This is a genomic window from Modestobacter sp. SSW1-42 (genome assembly GCF_046635825.1).
Lineage (GTDB): Bacteria > Actinomycetota > Actinomycetes > Mycobacteriales > Geodermatophilaceae > Modestobacter.
Window position 1 is genome coordinate 462265 of record NZ_JBISCA010000004.1, and the last position, 19168, is coordinate 481432.

At 75.1% G+C, this 19168-nt stretch carries 17 protein-coding genes and 1 pseudogene; 7 read left to right on the top strand and 11 right to left on the bottom strand.

The features are described 5' to 3' along the window. Positions 1–3: 3 nt before the first annotated feature. Both groL and ACGBYP_RS16515 read left to right on the top strand, forming a co-directional pair. The gene (gene groL / locus ACGBYP_RS16510; protein WP_411585841.1) at positions 4–1635 is read left to right on the top strand and encodes a chaperonin GroEL; all 1632 of its coding nucleotides are present in this window, start codon (positions 4–6) and stop codon (positions 1633–1635) included. Between the two features lie 230 nt (positions 1636–1865). Then, positions 1866–2690: a DUF72 domain-containing protein gene (locus tag ACGBYP_RS16515; protein WP_411585842.1), complete on the top strand. Its 825-nt coding sequence runs from the start codon at positions 1866–1868 to the stop codon at positions 2688–2690. Here the strand turns inward: ACGBYP_RS16515 and ACGBYP_RS16520 are convergent. After that, the gene (locus tag ACGBYP_RS16520; protein WP_411585844.1) at positions 2648–3640 is read right to left on the bottom strand and encodes a Gfo/Idh/MocA family protein; all 993 of its coding nucleotides are present in this window, start codon (positions 3638–3640) and stop codon (positions 2648–2650) included. The two genes, ACGBYP_RS16515 and ACGBYP_RS16520, sit on opposite strands and share 43 nt — an antisense overlap. A gap of 33 nt (positions 3641–3673) precedes the next feature. Here ACGBYP_RS16520 and ACGBYP_RS16525 point away from each other — a divergent pair, with 33 nt between their 5' ends. After that, a complete protein-coding gene (locus ACGBYP_RS16525; protein ID WP_411585846.1) occupies positions 3674–3940 on the top strand; it encodes a DUF4031 domain-containing protein in 267 nt (88 codons plus the stop codon). Between the two features lie 16 nt (positions 3941–3956). On the opposite strand, the gene ACGBYP_RS16530 is transcribed toward ACGBYP_RS16525, so the two are convergent. The 3 genes from ACGBYP_RS16530 to ACGBYP_RS16540 form a co-directional block, all read right to left on the bottom strand. Continuing rightward, a complete protein-coding gene (locus ACGBYP_RS16530) occupies positions 3957–4577 on the bottom strand; it encodes a metal-dependent phosphohydrolase (protein ID WP_411585848.1) in 621 nt (206 codons plus the stop codon). Between the two features lie 286 nt (positions 4578–4863). Continuing rightward, positions 4864–6306: a glucose-6-phosphate dehydrogenase gene (locus tag ACGBYP_RS16535; protein WP_411585850.1), complete on the bottom strand. Its 1443-nt coding sequence runs from the start codon at positions 6304–6306 to the stop codon at positions 4864–4866. Between the two features lie 259 nt (positions 6307–6565). Beyond that, positions 6566–8341, bottom strand: a complete 1776-nt coding sequence (locus ACGBYP_RS16540) for a DEAD/DEAH box helicase (RefSeq protein WP_411585851.1) — start codon at positions 8339–8341, stop codon at positions 6566–6568. A 227-nt stretch (positions 8342–8568) separates the two neighbouring features. On the opposite strand from ACGBYP_RS16540, the gene ACGBYP_RS16545 reads away from it, so the two are divergent. Further along, positions 8569–9096 (top strand): N-acetyltransferase family protein, encoded by a 528-nt coding sequence (locus ACGBYP_RS16545; protein ID WP_411585852.1) that lies wholly within the window; start codon positions 8569–8571, stop codon positions 9094–9096. Positions 9097–9144: 48 nt separating this feature from the next. Here the strand turns inward: ACGBYP_RS16545 and ACGBYP_RS16550 are convergent, their stop codons facing one another. The 3 genes from ACGBYP_RS16550 to ACGBYP_RS16560 form a co-directional block, all read right to left on the bottom strand. Further along, the gene (locus ACGBYP_RS16550) at positions 9145–10827 is read right to left on the bottom strand and encodes a DNA repair helicase XPB (protein WP_411585853.1); all 1683 of its coding nucleotides are present in this window, start codon (positions 10825–10827) and stop codon (positions 9145–9147) included. Between the two features lie 159 nt (positions 10828–10986). Next, complete coding sequence (locus tag ACGBYP_RS16555) at positions 10987–12273, bottom strand: class I SAM-dependent methyltransferase (RefSeq protein WP_411585855.1); 1287 nt, start codon at positions 12271–12273, stop codon at positions 10987–10989. 141 nt (positions 12274–12414) lie between these two features. Beyond that, positions 12415–14673 (bottom strand): helicase C-terminal domain-containing protein, encoded by a 2259-nt coding sequence (locus tag ACGBYP_RS16560; protein WP_411585856.1) that lies wholly within the window; start codon positions 14671–14673, stop codon positions 12415–12417. A gap of 196 nt (positions 14674–14869) precedes the next feature. Between ACGBYP_RS16560 and ACGBYP_RS16565 the strand changes: the two genes are divergently transcribed. Together ACGBYP_RS16565 and ACGBYP_RS16570 are read left to right on the top strand one after the other, a co-directional pair. Next, on the top strand, positions 14870–15376 hold the full coding sequence (locus tag ACGBYP_RS16565; protein WP_411585857.1) for a hypothetical protein: 507 nt from the start codon (positions 14870–14872) through the stop codon (positions 15374–15376). A 113-nt stretch (positions 15377–15489) separates the two neighbouring features. Next, entirely contained in the window at positions 15490–15702 is a 213-nt protein-coding gene (locus tag ACGBYP_RS16570; protein ID WP_411585858.1) for a hypothetical protein, read from the top strand. Between the two features lie 44 nt (positions 15703–15746). Here ACGBYP_RS16570 and ACGBYP_RS16575 read toward each other — a convergent pair whose 3' ends face one another. Both ACGBYP_RS16575 and ACGBYP_RS16580 read right to left on the bottom strand, forming a co-directional pair. Beyond that, complete coding sequence (locus tag ACGBYP_RS16575; protein ID WP_411585860.1) at positions 15747–16070, bottom strand: DUF202 domain-containing protein; 324 nt, start codon at positions 16068–16070, stop codon at positions 15747–15749. After that, a complete protein-coding gene (locus ACGBYP_RS16580; RefSeq protein ID WP_411585861.1) occupies positions 16067–16435 on the bottom strand; it encodes a YidH family protein in 369 nt (122 codons plus the stop codon). The genes ACGBYP_RS16575 and ACGBYP_RS16580 overlap by 4 nt, the downstream gene beginning before the upstream one ends. A 147-nt stretch (positions 16436–16582) precedes the next feature. On the opposite strand from ACGBYP_RS16580, the pseudogene ACGBYP_RS16585 reads away from it, so the two are divergent. Next, a pseudogene (locus ACGBYP_RS16585) lies at positions 16583–16768 on the top strand (cold-shock protein); the annotation flags it as partial. A gap of 213 nt (positions 16769–16981) precedes the next feature. On the opposite strand, the gene ACGBYP_RS16590 reads toward ACGBYP_RS16585, so the two are convergent. Together ACGBYP_RS16590 and ACGBYP_RS16595 are read right to left on the bottom strand one after the other, a co-directional pair. Continuing rightward, a complete protein-coding gene (locus tag ACGBYP_RS16590; RefSeq protein ID WP_411585863.1) occupies positions 16982–17494 on the bottom strand; it encodes a DUF2771 family protein in 513 nt (170 codons plus the stop codon). After that, entirely contained in the window at positions 17491–19074 is a 1584-nt protein-coding gene (locus ACGBYP_RS16595) for an MFS transporter (RefSeq protein WP_411585864.1), read from the bottom strand. The genes ACGBYP_RS16590 and ACGBYP_RS16595 overlap by 4 nt, the downstream gene beginning before the upstream one ends. Positions 19075–19168 lie beyond the last annotated feature (94 nt).

The window sequence follows — 19168 nt, forward strand, 5'->3', positions numbered from 1 at the left end:
CACATGGCCAAGATGATCGCGTTCAACGAAGAGGCCCGCCGCGGCCTCGAGCGGGGCATGAACCAGCTCGCCGACGCCGTCAAGGTGACGCTCGGCCCCCGTGGCCGCAACGTCGTGCTGGAGAAGAAGTGGGGCGCCCCCACCATCACCAACGACGGTGTGAGCATCGCCAAGGAGATCGAGCTCGAGGACCCGTGGGAGAAGATCGGGGCCGAGCTCGTCAAGGAGGTCGCCAAGAAGACCGACGACGTCGCGGGTGACGGCACCACCACCGCCACCGTGCTCGCCCAGGCCCTCGTCCGCGAGGGGCTGCGCAACGTCGCCGCCGGCGCCAACCCGATGGCCCTGAAGAAGGGCATCGAGAAGGCCGTCGCCTCGGTCTCCGAGTACCTCCTGTCGACCGCCAAGGACGTCGAGACCAAGGAGCAGATCGCGGCCACCGCCTCGATCTCCGCCGCGGACCCGGCCATCGGCGAGCTCATCGCCGAGGCGATGGACAAGGTCGGCAAGGAAGGCGTCATCACCGTCGAGGAGAGCAACACCTTCGGGCTCGAGCTCGAGCTCACCGAGGGCATGCGCTTCGACAAGGGTCACCTGTCGGCCTACTTCGTGACCGACACCGACCGCATGGAGACCGTGCTCGACGACCCGTACATCCTGGTCGTCAACTCGAAGATCTCCACGGTCAAGGACCTCCTCCCGCTGCTGGAGAAGGTCATGCAGTCCGGCAAGCCGCTGGCGATCATCGCCGAGGACGTCGAGGGCGAGGCCCTCGCGACCCTGGTCGTCAACAAGATCCGTGGCACCTTCAAGTCGGTCGCCGTCAAGGCCCCCGGCTTCGGTGACCGCCGCAAGGCCATGCTCGCCGACATCGCCATCCTCACCGGTGGCCAGGTCATCAGCGAGGAGGTCGGCCTCAAGCTCGACACCGCCGACCTGTCCCTGCTGGGCCGCGCGCGCAAGTTCGTCACCACCAAGGACGAGACCACGATCATCGAGGGCGCCGGTGACGCCGACCAGATCCAGGGTCGCGTCAACCAGATCCGTGCCGAGATCGAGAAGTCGGACTCCGACTACGACCGCGAGAAGCTGCAGGAGCGGCTGGCCAAGCTGGCCGGCGGCGTCGCGGTGATCAAGGCCGGTGCCGCCACCGAGGTCGAGCTGCGGGAGCGCAAGCACCGCATCGAGGACGCGGTGCGCAACGCCAAGGCCGCCGTCGAGGAGGGCATCGTCGCCGGTGGTGGCGTCGCCCTGGCGCAGGCCGTCACGGTCGCGTTCGACAAGCTCGAGCTCGAGGGTGACGAGGCGACCGGTGCCAACATCGTGCGCGTCGCGCTCGAGGCCCCGCTGAAGCAGATCGCCGTCAACGCCGGCCTCGAGGGTGGCGTCGTGGCGGAGAAGGTCCGCAACTCCGAGATCGGTTGGGGCCTCAACGCCGCTTCCGGCGAGTACGTGGACCTGATCGCGGCCGGCATCATCGACCCGGCCAAGGTCACCCGCTCGGCCCTGCAGAACGCCGCCTCCATCGCGGCGCTCTTCCTGACCACCGAGGCCGTCATCGCCGACAAGCCGGAGAAGAACGGCCCGCCGGTCGGCGGCGGCGAGGGTGGCGGCATGGGCGGCATGGACTTCTGAGTCCGCCACTCGGCGCCAGCTGAGCACAGCACCACCAGCACTGCCCGGCAGGGGCGGTCCGCGCATCGCGCGGGCCGCCCCTGTCGGCGTTCCTGGGCCGCTCACCGCGTCGATCATGGAGGTCTCGCCGTCGACACACCGGTGGACGGCGTGCCGTGGCGCAACGACCCCATGATCAACGGTTCGGCGTCGGGGGCGTGGCCACCGGCGGCAGCGGGTAGGCGCGGCGGGTGACGGTGGTCATCGGGACGTCGGGGTGGCAGTACCGCGACTGGCGTGGCCGCTTCTACCCGCCGGCCCTGGCGCAGCGGCTGTGGCTGGAGCACCACGCGGCCCACTTCGCCACCGTCGAGAGCAACAACGCCTTCTACCGGCTGCCGGAGCGGGCGACGTTCCAGGCGTGGCGGGACCGCACGCCACCCGACTACCGCTGGGCGGTCAAGGCCAGCCGCTTCCTCACCCACATGAAGCGGCTGCGGGACCCCGCCGAGCCGGTCGCCCGGCTGATGGACCGGGTGGCCGGCCTCGGGGACCGGCTGGACGTCGTCCTGCTGCAGCTGCCCCCGACGCTGCGGGCCGACGTCGACCTGCTCAGCGAGTGCCTCGCCCAGTTCCCGACCGGCACCCGGGTGGCCGTCGAGCCGCGGCACGAGAGCTGGTGGACCGACGACGTCCGGGCGCTGCTGGAGCGGTACTCGGCGGCGCTGTGCTGGGCCGACCGCGGCGAGCAGCCGGTCGCCCCGCTGTGGCGGACGGCGGAGTGGGGCTACCTGCGGCTGCACACCGGCGCCGAGGGGTGGGGCTACCGGCCGGAGACGCTGCAGCTGTGGGCCCAGCGGCTCGCCGACACCTACGGCGCCGACGACGTCCTCGTGTACTTCAACAACGACCCCGGCGGTGCGGCCACGGTCGACGCGGTCACCTTCGCCGGGGCCGTCCGGGCGACGGGCGGGCAGCACACCCGGGTGCCCGCGATGGCCGAGGCGGACGGGACCGCGTGGCCGCCCGCCCGTCAGAGGACGGCGGGGTCCTCGGCGAACGTCACGCCCAGCTGACCGGCGGCCTGCTCGAGCGCGTCCTGTACCGCGAGGGTGTCGGCCAGCGGCATCACGGCGCTCTCGGTGCGGCCGGCCCGCAGGCACTCGGTCACCTCGATCAGCTCGTGCGAGTAGCCGGCGGCCAGCGCCGGGAGGGTGATCTCCTCGGCCTCCGCACCGACCCGGTGCAGCACGATCGTGGCCGGGTGGTGGAAGCGGGGGAGGACGTCGATCCAGCCTGCGGTGCCGAACACGCGGGCCTGCCCGGGCAGCGCGTTGTGCAGCGAGGTCATCAGCGTCGCCGAGCGGCCGTCGGCGTACCCGAGCAGCAGCGAGGCCTCGGCCTCGACGCCGTTGTCGAACAGCGACCCGGTGGCGGTGACGGTGTCGGGGTCGCCGAGCAGCATCTGGGCGAAGGAGACGACGTAGACGCCCAGGTCGAGGAGGGCGCCGCCGCCGAGCTCACGCGCGAACAGCCGGTCGGTGAGGTCGAACTCGCGCTGGACGCCGAGGTCGGCCTGCACCGAGCGCACCTCACCGATCGCGCCGTCGGCGATCAGCTCGCGCAGCCGGACGACGGCGGGCTGGAAGCGGGTCCACATCGCCTCCATGACGAAGACGTCGGCGGCGCGGGCGGCGTCGACGACCTCGCGGGCCCCGGCGACGGTGGCGGTGAACGCCTTCTCCACCAGCAGCGCCTTGCCCGCGGCGATGGCGCCCAGGGCGATGGCGTGGTGCTGCGGGTGCGGGGTGGCGACGTAGAGGACGTCGACGTCCGGGTCGGCCAGGATCGCGGCGTAGGAGCCGTGCGCCCGCTCGACGCCGTGCCGGTCGGCGAAGTCCCGGGCCCGGTCGGCGGAGCGGGAGGCGACGGCGACCGCGCGGGCGCCGTCCACGGCGGCGAAGTCGGCCACCACCTTCTCCGCGATGCGGCCCGGCCCGACGACGCCCCAACGGATCTCGCTCATGTCCCCAGACGCTACGGGAGGCAGACTGACCCGGTGGCACTGCTGATCGACAACCCCGTCTGGCCGTGGCGGGGGCGCAAGTGGTCGCACCTGGTCAGCGACGTCGACCACGACGAGCTGCACGCCTTCGTGGCCGCGCACCTGGGCATGCCGCGCCGGGCCTTCCAGGGCGACCACTACGACGTCCCCGAGGAGCTGTACGCGGTCGCGGTGGGAGCCGGCGCCGAGCCGGTGGGCAGCCGGGAGCTGCTGCAGCGGCTGATGGGTGCCGGCCTCCGCCGCAAGAAGCCACGGCCCTGAGGAGCGGCGCCCCGGGTCAGGACCGGGCGCGCAGCAGACTGAGCTCGGCGGCCAGGTTGGCGCGGGCGGGGGCGGTCCACGCCTGGCCGGTCGGGGTCCGGAAGAGCGCGGGCAGGGCCAGCAGCTGCTCGAGCACGGCGGACCGTCCGGCGGCGAAGGCGGCGTCGGGGACGTGCGCGTACTCCGCCCGGACCGCGGTGGCGTAGGCCACGTAGGCCTGCGGTGGGCTGGCCAGCACGGCCAGGTCGGCGTCGCACAGGACGGCGCCGTTCGCGTCGTCCGGCGCGGGGTCGTGCCCGGCGGTCAGCAGCACCAGGCGCTCCACCTCGGCGACCCGGCCGGGGTCGACCAGGCCGAGCAGCCCGATCCGTGCCCGGTCGGCGCTGACCTGCTCGTTGTCGCGGCGCTGCGGGTCGTAGGCGACGTCGTGGTACCAGGCGGCCAGCCGGACGGCGGTGGGGTCGCTCGCGTGGTCGACCAGCTCGTCGACGATGCCGAGGACCGCGGCCAGGTGGGCCAGGTCGTGGTACCGGCGGTGCGGCTCGGACCACGCGCCGACGACCGCGGCCCACTCGGTGCGGGAGGTGGGCGAGTCGCCGGCGAGGGCGGCCCAGTCCTCGAAGGCGACACCGGTCACGACGGGAGTCTGGCACGGCGGGGTGCCGCGGGTCGTTGCGCGGGTAGACTGGGGACGTCCGGGCCGGGCGACCTGTGTCCCCGGGCTCCACTAGATAACTGCCGCCGCGGAACACCGCCCCGACCTCGGTCGGGGGCTGGAGCTGCGGATGTGCAAACCGCCGCGAGGCGACCAGCGTCCGGTCCGGACCCCGACGCAGAACGGCCCCCGACCATCCGGTCGGGGGCCGTTCGCGTGTCCGGCCCCCGCCGCGAGCGTGTGTGTGGTGGGGGGCGCGGGGGTCCTTCTACTGCTCGGTCTGGCCCAGCAGCCAGCCGTGCTCGCCGGCCAGCTCGTTCGCCTCCGCCGGGCCCCACGAGCCGGGCGCGTAGGAGTGCACCTCGGGCCGGGCGTCGAGCACCGGCTGCAGTGCCCGCCAGGTCTGGGCCAGGCCCTCGCTGGTGGTGAACAGCGACCGGTCACCGACGAGGACGTCGTGGATCAGCGAGACGTAGGGCGGCAGCGGGCTGCCGCCGGGGATCTTCGACAAGTCCAGTGAGACCCGGGCCGGGGCCATCGCCAGGTCGGGGCCCGGCTTCTTGGCCATCACGTCGATGTCCACCGAGCCCGCGCCGGCCAGCGACAGGGAGACGACGTTGCCGTTGGCCGGGACGTCGTCCACCGGCCCCTTGGGGCGGTGCAGGATGAGGCTGACCCGCTGCTGCTTGGCCGCCATCCGCTTGCCGGTGCGCAGCAGGAACGGCACACCCCGCCAGCGGCCGGAGTCGATGCACAGCCGGGCGGCGACGAACGTGTCGGTGTCGCTGTCGTCCGGGACGCCGTCGAGCTGGCGGTAGCCGTCGAACTGGCCCAGGACGACGTCCTCGGGCTGCAGCGGGCGGAACTTCGACAGCACCGACTCGCGGGCGGCGAGGATGTCGTCGGCCTTGAAGCTGACCGGGGGCTCCATGGCCACCTCGGCGGCGACCTGGAACAGGTGGGTCACGAGCATGTCGAGGGTCGCGCCGGTGGCGTCGTAGAACTCGGCGCGGTCGGCGACGTCGAGGTCCTCGGGGACGTCGATCTGCACCTGCGCGATGTGCTCGCGGCTCCAGATGTGCTCGAACAGCCCGTTGGCGAAGCGCAGGGCGTGCAGGTCCTGCGTGCCCTCCTTGCCCAGGAAGTGGTCGATGCGGAAGACCTGCTCCTCGTCGAACACCGAGTGGACCAGGTCGTCGAGCTCGCGGAAGCCCTCGGGCGAGGCGCCGAACGGCTTCTCGTAGACGATCCGGGCGCCCTCGGCGAGGCCGTGGGTGCCGATCGCGCGGGTGTAGCCGGTGAAGGCCTTCGGCGGCAGCGACAGGTAGTGCACCAGCTGGGCCTCGTCACCGAGCTCCTTGCGGGCGGTGGCGACGGCGTCGATCAGCTGGCCCGGGTCCTCCTCGGTGAACCCGCCGCCGGCGAAGCGCAGCCGCTGGCTGAACTCCTCCCACGGGCCGTCGTCGGTGCCGGAGGCGAACTCCTCCAGCGCGCCCTGGACGTGGTCGACGAAGTCCTCGTCGCTGCGCTCACCGCGGCCGCTGCCGATCAGGCGCCAGTCCGCGGGGAGCAGGCCGTGCTGGGCCAGCTGGTAGAACGCCGGCAGCACCATGCGGCGGGCCAGGTCACCGGTGGCGCCGTAGAGCACGAAGACGGTGGGGGACAGGTCTGGGGTCGTCCCGGTGTCGGGCACGTTGATCCTCTCGGGCACGGCCGGCCTCCGTGGGAACCGGAGGTCGGAGGTCATCGGCCCGTGCGGCGCTGCACGGCCTTCGTGGGCGTCAGTCTGCCCACACGGGGAAGTGCTCACCCCTCAGGGGAGCGCGTCCCCAGGTGAGACACCGCTGGGCGGGGTTTTCTTCCGCGACCCGCCCGATGATCATGGGCGTGGCTGTGCCCACCGGCGCGGCGCGCAGCCACTCGCCGATGGTCGATCGCCCGGCACGGTCAGGGAGTCGTGCGGAGCACTCTCAGAGCATCGTGCGCAGGCGCTCGCGGCGGGCGCGCAGGACCTCGACCGACGCGGACGCCGACGGCGGGCCGGGCACCGACTGCCGCAGCTGGGTGTGCACCACGGCCTGCGGCTGCGACGTCTTCGCCGCGATCCGGTTGACCAGCCGGTTGATCTCCCGGCGCAGCTCGGCGACGTCGCGCCAGCCGTTGCTGACCGCGTCCTCCTCCGGGTGGTCCTCGACGACCATGAAGCCGTCGTCGTCGCCCCGGGCGTGCGAGGCGGCGATCCGGATGCGCAGCTCGTCGTCCCGCTTGGCCAGCAGCTCGGCGGTCTGGGCCGGGGTGAGCAGCCCGGGGATGCCGAGGTACTCCTCCTCCTCGTCGCCGAGCGCGACCACGGCGGGGCTGCCCTCGCCGGTGTGCGCCGTCCCGCTGTGCAGGACGTGGGCGAAGCGGGCGTCGGCCTCCAGCGCCTCCCACTGCTTCATCTCGCCCTCACGGGGCTCGCGCGGCGGCAGGTCGAGCGCCTCGAGCTCCTCGTCGGGCTGGGACTTCGGCGGGGGCATGACGTGGTTGCGCTGCTCCTCCATCGACGCGGCCAGGCTGAGCAGCGGCCGCACCGCGGGGAGGAACACCGTCGCCGACTCGTGCGGCGCCCGGGCGCGCACCACGCGGCCGACGGCCTGGGCGAAGAACAGCGGCGTCCGGTAGGAGGTCATCCAGGCCAGGACGGCGGCGCGCGGGACGTCGACGCCCTCGGAGACCATGCGCACGCAGACGGCGATGCGCGCACCGCCGGCGTTGAACTTCTCGATCTTCTTGGAGGCCTTCGGGTCGTCGGAGAGGATCAGCTCCGGCGCCTTCCCGGTGACCCGGCGGACGATCTTGGCGTACTCGCGGGCGTCGTCCTGGTCGCTGGCCAGCACCAGCCCGGCGGCGTCGGGCATGCCGGACTCGCGCAGGTGGGTGATCCGGTCGTCCATCGCGGCGATGACGTGCGGCACCCACTGGCCCTTGGGGTCCAGCGCGGTGCGCCAGGCCTGCATCTCCACCGACTTGGTGCCGGCCTCGGTGAGCGAGGCGGCGACGACCTCGCCGGCGGAGTTCCGCCAGCGCGAGGTGCCGGTGTAGGCGGCGAAGACGACGGGCCGGACGACGTTGTCGGCGAGCGCCTCCTTGTAGCCGTAGGTGAAGTCGGCCATCGACATGAGGCCGCCCTGGCCCTCGAACCCGTCCTCGACGTAGCGGACGAACGGGATGCGCTCGTCGGCCTTGGTGCGGAACGGCGTCCCGGTCAGGCAGAGCCGGCGGGCGGCGCGGCCGTAGGCCTCCTCGACCGCCTCGCCCCAGGACAGGCCGTCGCCGGCGTGGTGCACCTCGTCGAGGATCACCAGCGTCTTGACGCTGGTCGCGCGCGCGGCGTGCAGCATCGGCTTGCCCGCGACCTGGGCGTAGGTGGTGACGTACCCCTGGGTGCCGGCGCGGACCGGGCCGATGGCGTTGGTCAGGTTCGGGTCGAGCACGATGCCCATCGCGTGGGCGGCGTCGGCCCACTGCATGCGCAGGTGGTCGGTGGGGCAGACGACGATCACCCGGGCGACCTCGCGCTTGGCGAGCAGCCGGGTGGCCAGGGTCAGGGCGAAGGTGGTCTTCCCGGCGCCCGGGGTGGCGGTGACCAGGAAGTCCTTGGGGGAGGACTCCTCGTACTTGCCGAGGGCCGCGGTCTGCCAGACCCGGAGCGGTCGGCTGTTCGTCTGCGGGGCTCGCGCCGCCGCCTGTGTCGCAGTCGCCATGTCGAGGGTCATTCTGGTCGGCGCGGGGTCGACACGCCCAACCGGGTGCCTCCGGCGCGCCTCCCCGTCCAGCGCGTATGGGGCGGAGCCACCCCTGGCCTGACCTGCGGTTTCTCGCCACCGGACGGCGGGGTGTGGGACTTCTCATGGCGCGTGCCGGACCGTCCCGTCACCACCGCCGGTCCCGCCGTCCCCAGCTGCCCCCCGCCCCTTGACAGACTGCGCCGGTGACCCCGTCGCTCACCTGGCTGACCGCACCGGACGAGGTCGGCGCCGACCTGCGCGCCGAGCTGACCACCTGCTGGCGCGACGTCGTCAACGCCGGGGGAGCGGTCGGGTTCGCCCAGCAGCTGCCGGTCACCGACGCCGTCGTCCGTCCGGTGCTCGACGCGACCGTCGAGGCGCCCGGCGCGCGGCTGCTGGTGGCCCGGGCGGACGGCGCGGTGGCCGGCTGGCTCGTGCTCTCCACGAACGCCGAGCCGGTGTTCGCCCACTGGGCGTGGGTGAAGCGGGTGCAGACCTCGGTGACGCACCGGGGCAGCGGGGTGGCCCGCGCCCTGATGACCGAGGTCGCCCGCGCCGCCCGCGACGACCTCGGGCTGGACTGGCTGCGCATCGAGGTGCGCGGCGGAGCGGGGTTGGAGCCGTTCTACGAGCAGTTCGGCTGGCAGGTCGTCGGCGCCTGGCCCAGCGGTGTGGCGGTCACCCCCGACGACCGCCGCGACGAGGTCCTGATGGCCCTGCCCCTGCGCTGATGGAGTCCCAGGGGCGCGTTTCCGGCGCCCTGGGACTCCATCGCCTGCTCAGGCGCCCTCGTCGACCCAGTCGGGACCGTTGACCTCGCCGGGACCGGCCAGGTCGGCGGCGTCGACGATCGTGTACGCGTAGCCCTGCTCGGCGAGGAAGCGCTGCCGGTGGGCGGCGTACTCGCTGTCGAGGGTGTCGCGGCTGACCACCGTGTAGAAGTGCGCCTGCCGGCCGTCGGCCTTGGGGCGGAGCACCCGGCCGAGGCGCTGGGCCTCCTCCTGCCGGGACCCGAACGTGCCCGACACCTGCACCGCGACCGCGGCCTCGGGCAGGTCGATGGAGAAGTTCGCGACCTTGGAGACGACGAGGGTCTTGATCTCGCCGGTGCGGAACGCCTGGAACAGCCGCTCGCGCTCCTTGTTGGTCGTCGACCCCTGGATCACGGGTGCGTCCAGCGCCGTCCCGAGCTCGTCGAGCTGGTCGAGGTAGGCGCCGATGACGAGCTTCTGCTCCTCGGGGTGCCGCTCCAGGACCCGGCGGATCACCGGCAGCTTGGACTGCGCGGTCGCGGCGATCTTGTAGCGCTCCTCGGGCTCGGCGACCGCGTAGGTCATCCGCTCCTCGTCGTCCAGGCTGACCCGCACCTCGATGCACTCGGCCGGGGCGATGTAGCCCTGCGCCTCGATGTCGCGCCACGGGGCGTCGTACCGCTTGGGCCCGATCAGGGAGAAGACGTCGTCCTCGCGGCCGTCCTCGCGCACCAGCGTCGCGGTGAGCCCCAGCCGGCGGCGGGACTGCAGGTCGGCGGTGAGCCGGAAGATCGGCGCGGGCAGCAGGTGGACCTCGTCGTACACGATCAGGCCCCAGTCCTGGGCGTCGAACAGGTCCAGGTGCCGGTACTCGCCCTTCCGGCGGGTGGTGATCACCTGGTAGGTCGCGATGGTGACCGGCCGGATCTCCTTGCGCTCGCCGGAGTACTCGCCGATCTCGTCCTCGGTCAGCGAGGTGCGGGCGATGAGCTCGCGCTTCCACTGCCGCCCGGAGACGGTGTTGGTCACCAGGATCAGCGTGGTCGCCTTGGCCTCGGCCATCGCCGCCGCACCCACCAGCGTCTTGCCCGCACCGCAGGGCAGGACGACGACGCCCGAGCCACCGGCCCAGAAGCCGTCGACGGCCTCCTGCTGGTAGTCGCGCAGGTGCCAGCCGTCCTGCGCCAGCTCGATCGGGTGGGCCGCGCCGTCGACGTAGCCGGCGAGGTCCTCGGCCGGCCAGCCGATCTTCAACAGCGCCTGCTTGAGCCGGCCGCGCTCGGCGGCGTGCACGACCACGGTGTCGGCGTCGATCCGGGCGCCCAGCATCGGGGCCACCCGCTTGCTGCGGACGACCTCCTCGAGCACGGCCTTGTCGCTGCTGGTCAGGGTCAGCCCGTGCACCGGGTTGTTGGCCAGGGTGAGCCGGCCGTAGCGGTCCATGGTGTCGGCGATGTCGACCAGCAGGGCGTGCGGCACGGGGTAGCGGCTGAACCGGACGAGGGCGTCGACGACCTGCTCGGCGTCGTGGCCGGCGGCGCGGGCGTTCCACAGCGCGAGCGGGGTGACCCGGTAGGTGTGCACGTGCTCGGGGGAGCGCTCCAGCTCCGCGAACGGGGCGATCGCCGCCCGGCACTCCTTGGACTGCGGGTGGTCGACCTCCAGCAGGAGCGTCTTGTCGGACTGGACGATCAGGGGGCCGTCAGGCACGCGTGGGCATCCTCTGCTCGGGGCTCCGCGCGGGCTGCGCGCGGACTGTCCACGGTAACGCCGTCCGGCGACCCCGCCTTCCGGGCGACCGTGTGCGCACGACCTCACCGCGGGGGCGGAAGTGGCCACTCCCGCCCCCGGGGTGCCGTCGGGGGTCGGTCAGACCCAGGCGGTGCGGCGCAGCGGCGGTCGCTGCTCGCCGCCGCGCTTCTGCAGCAGCACCTGGTCCACGCCCATCTCGCCGGACTCGAAGGTCAGCGCGCTGGCGGCCATGTACAGCCGCCAGACCCGCGCCCGGCCCTCGCTGGTGGCGGCGACGGCGGCGTCCCAGTGGCGCTCCAGCCGCTCGACCCAGGCGCGCAACGTGAGGGCGTAGTGCTGGCGCAGCGCCTCGACGTCGAGGACCTCCATGTCCGCGCTCTCCAGGAAGCCGACGGTCTCGCCCAGGTTCAGCAGCTCGCCGTCCGGGAAGACGTAGCGGCCGATGAAGCTGTCCGGCTTCACCGTGGAGCGCCCGGCGTTCCAGGCGATCGCGTGGTTGAGCAGCCGGCCGCCGGGGCGCAGCAGCCGGGTGAGCTGGGCGGCGTAGCCGGGCATCTGCGCCCGGCCCACGTGCTCGGCCATGCCGATCGAGCTGATCGCGTCGAAGGGCCCGTCGTCGACGGTCCGGTAGTCCTGCACCCGGATCTCGACCCTGTCGGTGAGCCCCGCCTCGGCCACCCGCTTGCGGGCCAGCCGGGCCTGCTCCTCCGACAGCGTGATGCCCACGACCGTGGCGCCGTACCGCTGCGCGGCGTGGATCGCCATCGACCCCCAGCCGCAGCCGACGTCCAGCAGCCGGGCGCCCTCGGTGAGGCCGAGCTTGCGGCACACCAGGTCGAGCTTGGCCTCCTGGGCGGCGTCCAGCCCGGTGTCCGGGGTCGCCCAGACGGCGCAGGAGTAGACCATCGACGGGCCCAGGACCAGCTCGTAGAAGTCGTTGCCCACGTCGTAGTGGTGGCTGATCGCCGCGGCGTCCCGGCTGCGGGAGTGCCGCAGGCCGCCCTTCTCGACCGTCGCCTCCTCGGCCGGCGGGGCCGGCTCCGGGCCGAGGGCCCCCAGCCGCAGCGCCGTCCCGAGCAGCGACAGCCGCTCGCGCCACGTGGTCTCCGGCGCCGGCCCCTCCTGGTTCAGCCGGCCGGCGGTGCGCAGCGCGGCGAACGTCGCGAAGACGTCGTCCTCCATGTCGATCTCACCGGCCACGTAGGCCCGGCCCAGGCCGAGCTGGCCCGGGGCCCAGACCATCCGGCGCAGCGCCCGCCGCGAGTGCACCGCCACCACCGGGGCGCCGGCCGGGCCGCTGACCGACCCGTCCCAGCCGCGCAGCCGCACCGGCAGCTCGCTCGTGCCGAGCACCGCACCCAGCGCCTCGGCCAGCCGGTCGGCGACCGTCGTCCTGCTCGTCATGTCCACCACTCCTGCCTGCGGCAGAGCCAGCGGAGGTCCGGGACGGTCTGCCCAGTCGCTGGTTGCCCTCACCAACTTCCTCCGCGCAACGCCGGGCGGGGGCTTGATCATCCCGAGTTCCCCGGATCGGGGGAACAGGTCTCAGGACGGCGCGGAGGTGTCCTGGGACTCGACCAGCGCGACCGAGGTGATCCGGTGGACGGCGAAGGTGCGGGTCTCGCCGCGGCCCTCGTCGAAGCCCTGCAGGAACCCGCCGGACAGCGACACCGGCTGCACGACCCGCTGGCTGCCGCTGCCCTGGGCGTCGACGTACCCCAGCCAGACCGGCAGCCCCTCGCTGACCGCGCGGGACAGCAGCTCCAGCGTGCTGGCCGTGGTGACGCCCGGGATCTGGCGCACCGGCTCGGCGCGGCGGGCGGCCAGCGCGGCGTCGCCGGCGCGCACCTCGCGGACCGTCGCCTCGACGTCCTCGGGTCGCAGCGGCCGGGGACCGGCGGCCGCCGCCGCGCCCGGGCGACGTCCGGCGGCCCGCGCCGGCGCGCTCGGCCGGGTGAGCACCGCACCCCCGGAGGACTCGCCGGCCGGGGCGTAGCCGGCGGCGCGCAGCACGGTGAGCACCTCGTCGGCGCCCAGCCCGCTGACCAGGACGCCGGGAGCCAGCCGGCGCAGCTCGGCGTTCGCGGTGCGCCGGTCGCTGAGCACCTGGGAGACCAGCCCGTGGTCGTCGGAGCGGACGTAGCACTCGATGGCGCCGACCCGCAGCCGGCCGTGCTGGCGGGCGACGTCGTCGACCAGGTACTCGAGGGCCTGCGGCACCGGCGTGCGGGAGGCGCGGGTGAAGAAGTCGTGCAGGTCGCCGGCCGACCAGCCCTGGTCCAGCGCCCGCCGGATGCTCGCCTCCGACACCCGGTAGACCGTCGCGCCGCCGGAGGACTCGACGTCGGCGACGACGGCCAGCGTGCCGGCCAGGTCGGCCAGCAGCGGCCCGGGCGCGATGAGGGAGAGGTCGGGCTGGGCCAGCACGTGGTCGACCGGCGCCGGCAGCAGCCCGCGCATGCCCTCGGCGGCGCCGTCCTCGCCGTCGGCCAGCAGGCCGCGGCCCCCGGAGCCGAGCACCCCGCCGACCGCGATGCCCAGCCGCTCGGCCTCGGCCAGCAGGTCCGGCACCGGCGACAGCCGGTCGGCCCGCCGCGGGGTGCGCCAGCGCAGCAGCGACACCAGCTCGCCCGGGGCCAGCCCCTGACCGGGCGGGAACTCGGCCAGCACCGCCAGCGCCGAGCGGCGCAGCGCCGGCGCGGTCTGCCGGACGACGTCGGGCGAGAGCACGTTGACCGCCTTGCCCGCGACGTCGCGCTCGCCGACCAGGGAGATCAGCCGCGGACTGGTCAGCCAGCCGTCGGCGAGCACCGCCCAGCGGTCGGTGAGGTCCTGCTCGCGCCAGGCGTCGTAGCCGCGGGTGGGCAGCCACTCGTCCCGGTGCGCACCCCCGACGTCCAGCAGCCCGGCGGCGTGGGCGACCTCGACCAGGAACGCGATGTCGCGCTCGCCGACCTTGAGCTCCTTGGCCAGCCGCTTGGTGTCCCGCACGCCCAGCCCGCCGCTGCGCAGCAGCCCGGCCGGCTCCTCCTCCAGGGCGGTGAGGACGTCGGTGACCCGGCTGAGCACCTCGAGGGCGGACCCGGCGGCCTGCTGGTCCACCACGGCCGGGTCGCGGCGGCTGACCTCGGGCTCGGGGCGCAGCCGCGGCGGGCCGAGCGGGGAGTCGCCGCGCAGGGCCAGTCCGATCTCCCGGGGCAGCTCGACGTTGATCGCGTCGATGCGGGCCAGCAGGCCGGCCTGCAGCAGCCGCCGGGCGGGGGTGAGGGAGCCGGCGGAGGAGTCGGGCAGGTGGCCGACCGGGCGGTCGCCGGCCAGCCGCTCGAGCACCGTGCGCTCGTCGGGGGCGAGCTCGGCCAGCGTCGCGGGCAGGTCGCGGGGGAGCGGCACCCGCAGGTCGGTGGCCCGTCGGCCCAGGCCCGCCGGGTAGCGGACCGCGCGCCGCACCGGCTCGGGGGCGTGCAGCTCGGCGTCGCCCCACAGCAGGGCGCGGGTGGTCAGCGTCTCCACGGCGGCCTCGACGACGTCCGCGGGGACGCCGGGCAGCAGGCCGGGCAGCTCGGTGCGGGCGACGCCGTCGGTGGTGGAGAGCAGGACGGCGTCGAGCACCTGCAGCGTGGCGGCGTCCAGCTCGTCCAGCGCCCGGTCGACCGAGACGGGGACCGCGAGCCGGGTGGCCAGCCCCACGATGTCGGAGGGTGCGGGGCGCGCGACGTCGGGCCGGGCGACCAGGAGGGCGCCCAGCTGCTCGTCGGTGCGGGTGCGCAACCAGGCGGCGAGCGTGGCGGGCTGGTCCGGGGACATCCGCTCCACGCTACGTCGGCCGGGGGTGCCGCCGCTGCGGCGGCCGCTGCCGCTCACCCGACCGGCTGACCCGTGGGCGGGACCGCCGGGCGGCGGGCGGTGTGCGGTGGGCGCCCACTCCGCTCCGGGAACGGGCACCCACCGCACGCCGCTCGGTCCGGCGGAGGGCGCCGGCGGGTCTGGGAGCATCGCGGCCGTGCCCGCCCTCGACGACCCGCAGACCCGCACCGACCTCGCCGCGCTCCGGGCGGGGGCGCTGCGCTGGCTGGGCGGTGGGCTGCTGGCCGTCGTCCTGGGCTGCGTGGCCGGCGCGGCCGTCGTCCGGGTCACCGAGGACGGCGGCGCCCGCCCGCCGGGGGCCGGCCTGCTGGTCGTCGGGCTGGTCCTGGCCGGCATCGCGGCCGCCCTGGCCGGGCTCGGGTCGCTGCTGCGCGCGCGCCGGTGGACCGCCGGGCTGGCCCGCGAGCCGTGGCGCTCGGGGATCCTGCGCATCGCCGGACCGGCGATGCTGCACGTCGAGTCCGACGACGTCGACGAGCCGCTGCGGCTGCGGCTGATGTCGACCGCGGTCTGGCGCACCCGCGAGGTGCAGCGCCTGGCCGGCGCCGAGGTGCGCTGGGCGCAGGTCGCCCCGCAGGAGTGGGTGCTGTCCGCCGACGGCGCGGGCACGGTCTACGGCGCCCGCCCGGCCCGCCGCCGCTGACCCCTCCCAGCGACACGGCAGGGAGTGCGGCTGCGCGCCCGCAGCTCGATCCGGGAGGATGGCACCGAGGCACCCGGGGAGCTGACCCGGGCCGCACCGCAGATGGAGGCACCGTGTCCAAGCGCAAGGACAAGCACGCCCACCTGGTCGAGCCGACCTGGGGCAAGTCGGAGGGCGACGGCCCGCCCGTCACCGAGCTGATGAGCGAGATGGCCGGTGGCCTCTCGCCGTTCGGTGAGGACCACGCCTTCCCGCTGCCGCCGGAGCGGCTGCGGTACGCGCACCCCACCGACCGCCCCAACCCCTCGGGTCGCGGGCGCGACTGACCTGCGCCGCGCTGCCGCCCGCCCGGGCGGCAGTGCGGGCCGGCTCAGCCGACGCGGACCACCAGGTCCGCCGCGAGCGCGCACGCCGCGCACAGCACCACCAGCCCGGTGGCCCCGGCCGCCAGCCGCGGCGCCCGGCCGTCACCGGACCGTCCCGCCGCCTGCTGGGCGGTCCCGGCCCGCCGCCGGGTGAGCACGCCCAGCACGAGCAGCCCCGCCGCGGCCACCACCGCCGCGAGCACGAGCACCGCCGGCCGGTCGTGCACCGCCGCCGAGCGCAGCAGCAGCCCCGCCACCGCCAGCACCCCCAGCCCGGTCCGCTGCCAGGCCAGCACCGTGCGCGCCGGCTGGGTCTCGCCCCCGCTCACGCCCGGCCGATCTCGACGGCGACCAGCACCAGCAGCGCCACGGCCAGCAGCGCGACCAGCCCGGTGACCCAGGCCGCGGCCGTGCTCACCGGGAGCGGGGCGTCGGCGGCGATCGCCCGCTCGTTGCTCCGGTACCGCCGGTGCCCGGCCAGGGCGGTGACCCCGCCGGCCAGCACCAGGGCCACCGAGACCGCCGGGCCGCCCGCGGGGAAGCCCAGCTCCGGCACGAACTGGGTCATCGCCACCCCGCCCGCCACCAGCGCCAGCGCGGTGCGCAGCCAGGCGAGCAGGGTGCGCTCGTTGGCCAGGCTGAACCGGTAGTCCGGGTGCGGCGCGGGGGCCGGCGGGCCGTCGGGAGTCGACACGGCGGCCAGCGTAGGGGCGGGCCGGACCGCCCCGGGAAGCGGCGGCGGAGGCCTCCCGCGCGCGGTTAACCTGGGGCGGAGCAGCCGTGAGCGGCTGCGTCCCCGGCCACGCCGGCCGGGACCGGAACGAGTGACCGAGGGATCGACGTGCCCAGCGGCAAGGTGAAGTGGTTCAACGCGGAGAAGGGGTTCGGCTTCCTGGCCCACCCCGACGGGCCCGACGTGTTCGTGCACAAGGACGCGCTGCCCGCCGGCACCACCGAGCTCAAGCCCGGCCAGCGCGTGGAGTTCGGCATCGTCCAGGGCCGCCGCGGCGACCAGGCGCTGCAGGTCCAGGTGCTCGACCCGCTGCCCTCCGCCGTCGCCGGCACCCGCAAGAAGCCCGACGACCTGGTGCCGATCATCGAGGACCTCATCCGGCTGCTCGACGGCGTCTCCGAGGGCCTGCGGCACGGCCGGCACCCCGACAAGCCCGCGGCCCGCAAGGTCGCCGCCGTCCTCCGCGCCGTCGCCACCGACCTCGAGGGCTGACGCGGGACCCGCCGTTCAGCCGGTGGGGGACGCGGAGGGGCTGGTGGCCGGCGTGCCGCCACCGGCCCGAATGAAGCCGACCGGCCACGCGCCGGACAGCCCGTTGCAGGCCTCCGGGTCGCTGTCCTGCACGACCACCAGGTAGTAGGTCGCCGGGACGACGTCGGAGGTGTTGATCCCGTCGAAGACGGTGGTGCCGTCCTCGACCTCCACCTCGCCGATCCGCTCCTGCAGCTGCTCGTCGAACACCTGCACGCCCCAGCCGAACCCGGCCACCTCGTCGGCCACCGTGAGGACGACGGTCGTGTCCGGCGCGACCTCGATGACCGGTGGGGAGACCTGGTAGCGCTCGCCCTCCCCGCCCCGGCAGTACTGCGTCGGCTGCACCGTGACCGGGTCGCCACCGGCCTGCACGGTGAGCGTCGGGACGGCGGTGGCCCGGCCCTGCCCGCCCGCCCCGCACCCGGTGAGCGCCACCAGCCCGCCCAGCAGCACCACCCCCGTCGCTGCCCGTGCTGCGCTGCTCACGTCCGTGCCTCCTGGTCGGTGGTGTGGGTGACCCGGCGGCTGCGCAGGCTCCAGAGGGTGAGGCCGACGGCGAGCACCAGCAGCGCGGCCGCGACGGTGAAGCCGATCCAGCCGGTGGTGGGCACCGCGATCGCCAGCGCGCCGCCCACGACCCAGGCCAGCTGCAGCCAGGTCTCGGAGCGGGCGAACGCCGACGCCCGCAGCCGGTCGGGCACCTCCCGCTGGACGATCGCGTCGAGCGCGGCCTTGCCCAGCGCGTTGGTCACCGCGGCGACGAACGCGACGAGCGCGGCCATGGGCAGGCTGTAGAACACCGCGGCCAGCACGGTGATCCCGGCGGCGACGCCCGCGGCGGCGAGCACCACCCGGTCCGGGCTCGCGGTGCGCAGCCGCGACCCGGCGGCCGTGCCCAGGAAGCTGCCCAGCCCGGCGGCGGTCGCGAGCGACCCCAGCGCGAGGGTGGCCGGCCAGCCGTCGTCCACGGTGGCCTGCACCAGGAACGCGGCGAAGATGGTGAGGAAGCCGCTGAGCCCGCGCAGCGCGGCGGTGGCCCGCAGCGCCGTCACCACGTGCGGCGTCGTGGCCCGGCGCCGGCCGGGCAGCTCGATCGGCGTCGTGCGCAGCACGTCGGCGGGGTCCTCCCCGGCCGGGACGTCGACGTGCGCGGGCAGCCGCACCGCCAGGACGGCGGCGAGGGCGAACACCGCGGCGGTCGCACCCAGCTCCCAGCCGAACCCCAGCAGCCAGGCGAGGCCCGCCCCGAGCCCGCCGGCGACCCCGCCGGCAGCGAGCCCGAACACCGACATCCGGGCGTTCGCCGAGGTCAGCGACAACGCCGGCGGCAGCACGCGGGGGACCACCGCGGCCCGCAGCACGTTGAAACCCTTGCTGAGCACCAGCACGCCGAGGGCGGCCGGGTACAGCGCCAGGTCGTCGTGGTGGGCGGCCATCACCAGGGCCAGCACCGCCCGGGCGGCCAGGCTGCCCGACAGCGCCCAGCGCCGCCCACGCTGCAGCCGGTCCAGGGCCGGGCCGATCACCGGGGCGACGACCGCGAACGGCGCCATCGTCACCAGCAGGTAGAGGGCCACGTTGCCGCGCTGGGCGTCGGCCGCGGCGGCGAAGAACAGCGTGCCGGCCAGCGAGACGGCGATCATCGCGTCGCCGGCGACGTGCAGCGCGTTGACGCCGAGCAGCCCGGACAGCCCGCTGTCGCCGGCCCCGTCGGCCCGGCTGGCCGCCCGCACCCGCCGCACGGCCGCCCCGCTGAGCTCGCGCGACCGGGCGGCGGCCACCCGGGTGACGGTCAGCCGTGGCGGCCGGGCCCCGAGTCCCGGCGCCGTCCCCTGCGGTCCCGCGGGCTGGGGTGCGACGGCGTGCGGCGTCGTGTCCACACCCGGCGTGCCCACCGGCGGGACGGCGGCCGGGCGGGTGGTGGCGTCGTCCGGGGCGCCGACGACCGGCAGCGGCCGGGTCTGCTGGCGCCGGATGCCCAGCGGCGAGGTCTCCACCCCGGGCTCGGGCTGCCGCCGCGCCGTCCGCCGCCGCAGCCGCGCGCGGGGGAGCGGGGAGTCGGGCACGGCCACATCGTGCCGCAGCCCGCTGTGTCCCGGTCCGGGCCCGCCCGCGGCGCCCGGACGACGGACCGGGGAGCGCGCCCGCCACGTGCTTGCT

Bases quoted from the DNA above. Each gene is read 5' to 3' on its own strand.
- groL (WP_411585841.1), top strand. From the start codon at position 4: ATGGCCAAGATGATCGCGTTCAACGAAGAGGCCCGCCGCGGCCTCGAG.
- ACGBYP_RS16520 (WP_411585844.1), bottom strand. From the start codon at position 3,640: ATGAGCGAGATCCGTTGGGGCGTCGTCGGGCCGGGCCGCATCGCGGAG.
- ACGBYP_RS16540 (WP_411585851.1), bottom strand. From the start codon at position 8,341: ATGGCGACTGCGACACAGGCGGCGGCGCGAGCCCCGCAGACGAACAGC.
- ACGBYP_RS16555 (WP_411585855.1), bottom strand. From the start codon at position 12,273: ATGACGAGCAGGACGACGGTCGCCGACCGGCTGGCCGAGGCGCTGGGT.
- ACGBYP_RS16560 (WP_411585856.1), bottom strand. From the start codon at position 14,673: ATGTCCCCGGACCAGCCCGCCACGCTCGCCGCCTGGTTGCGCACCCGC.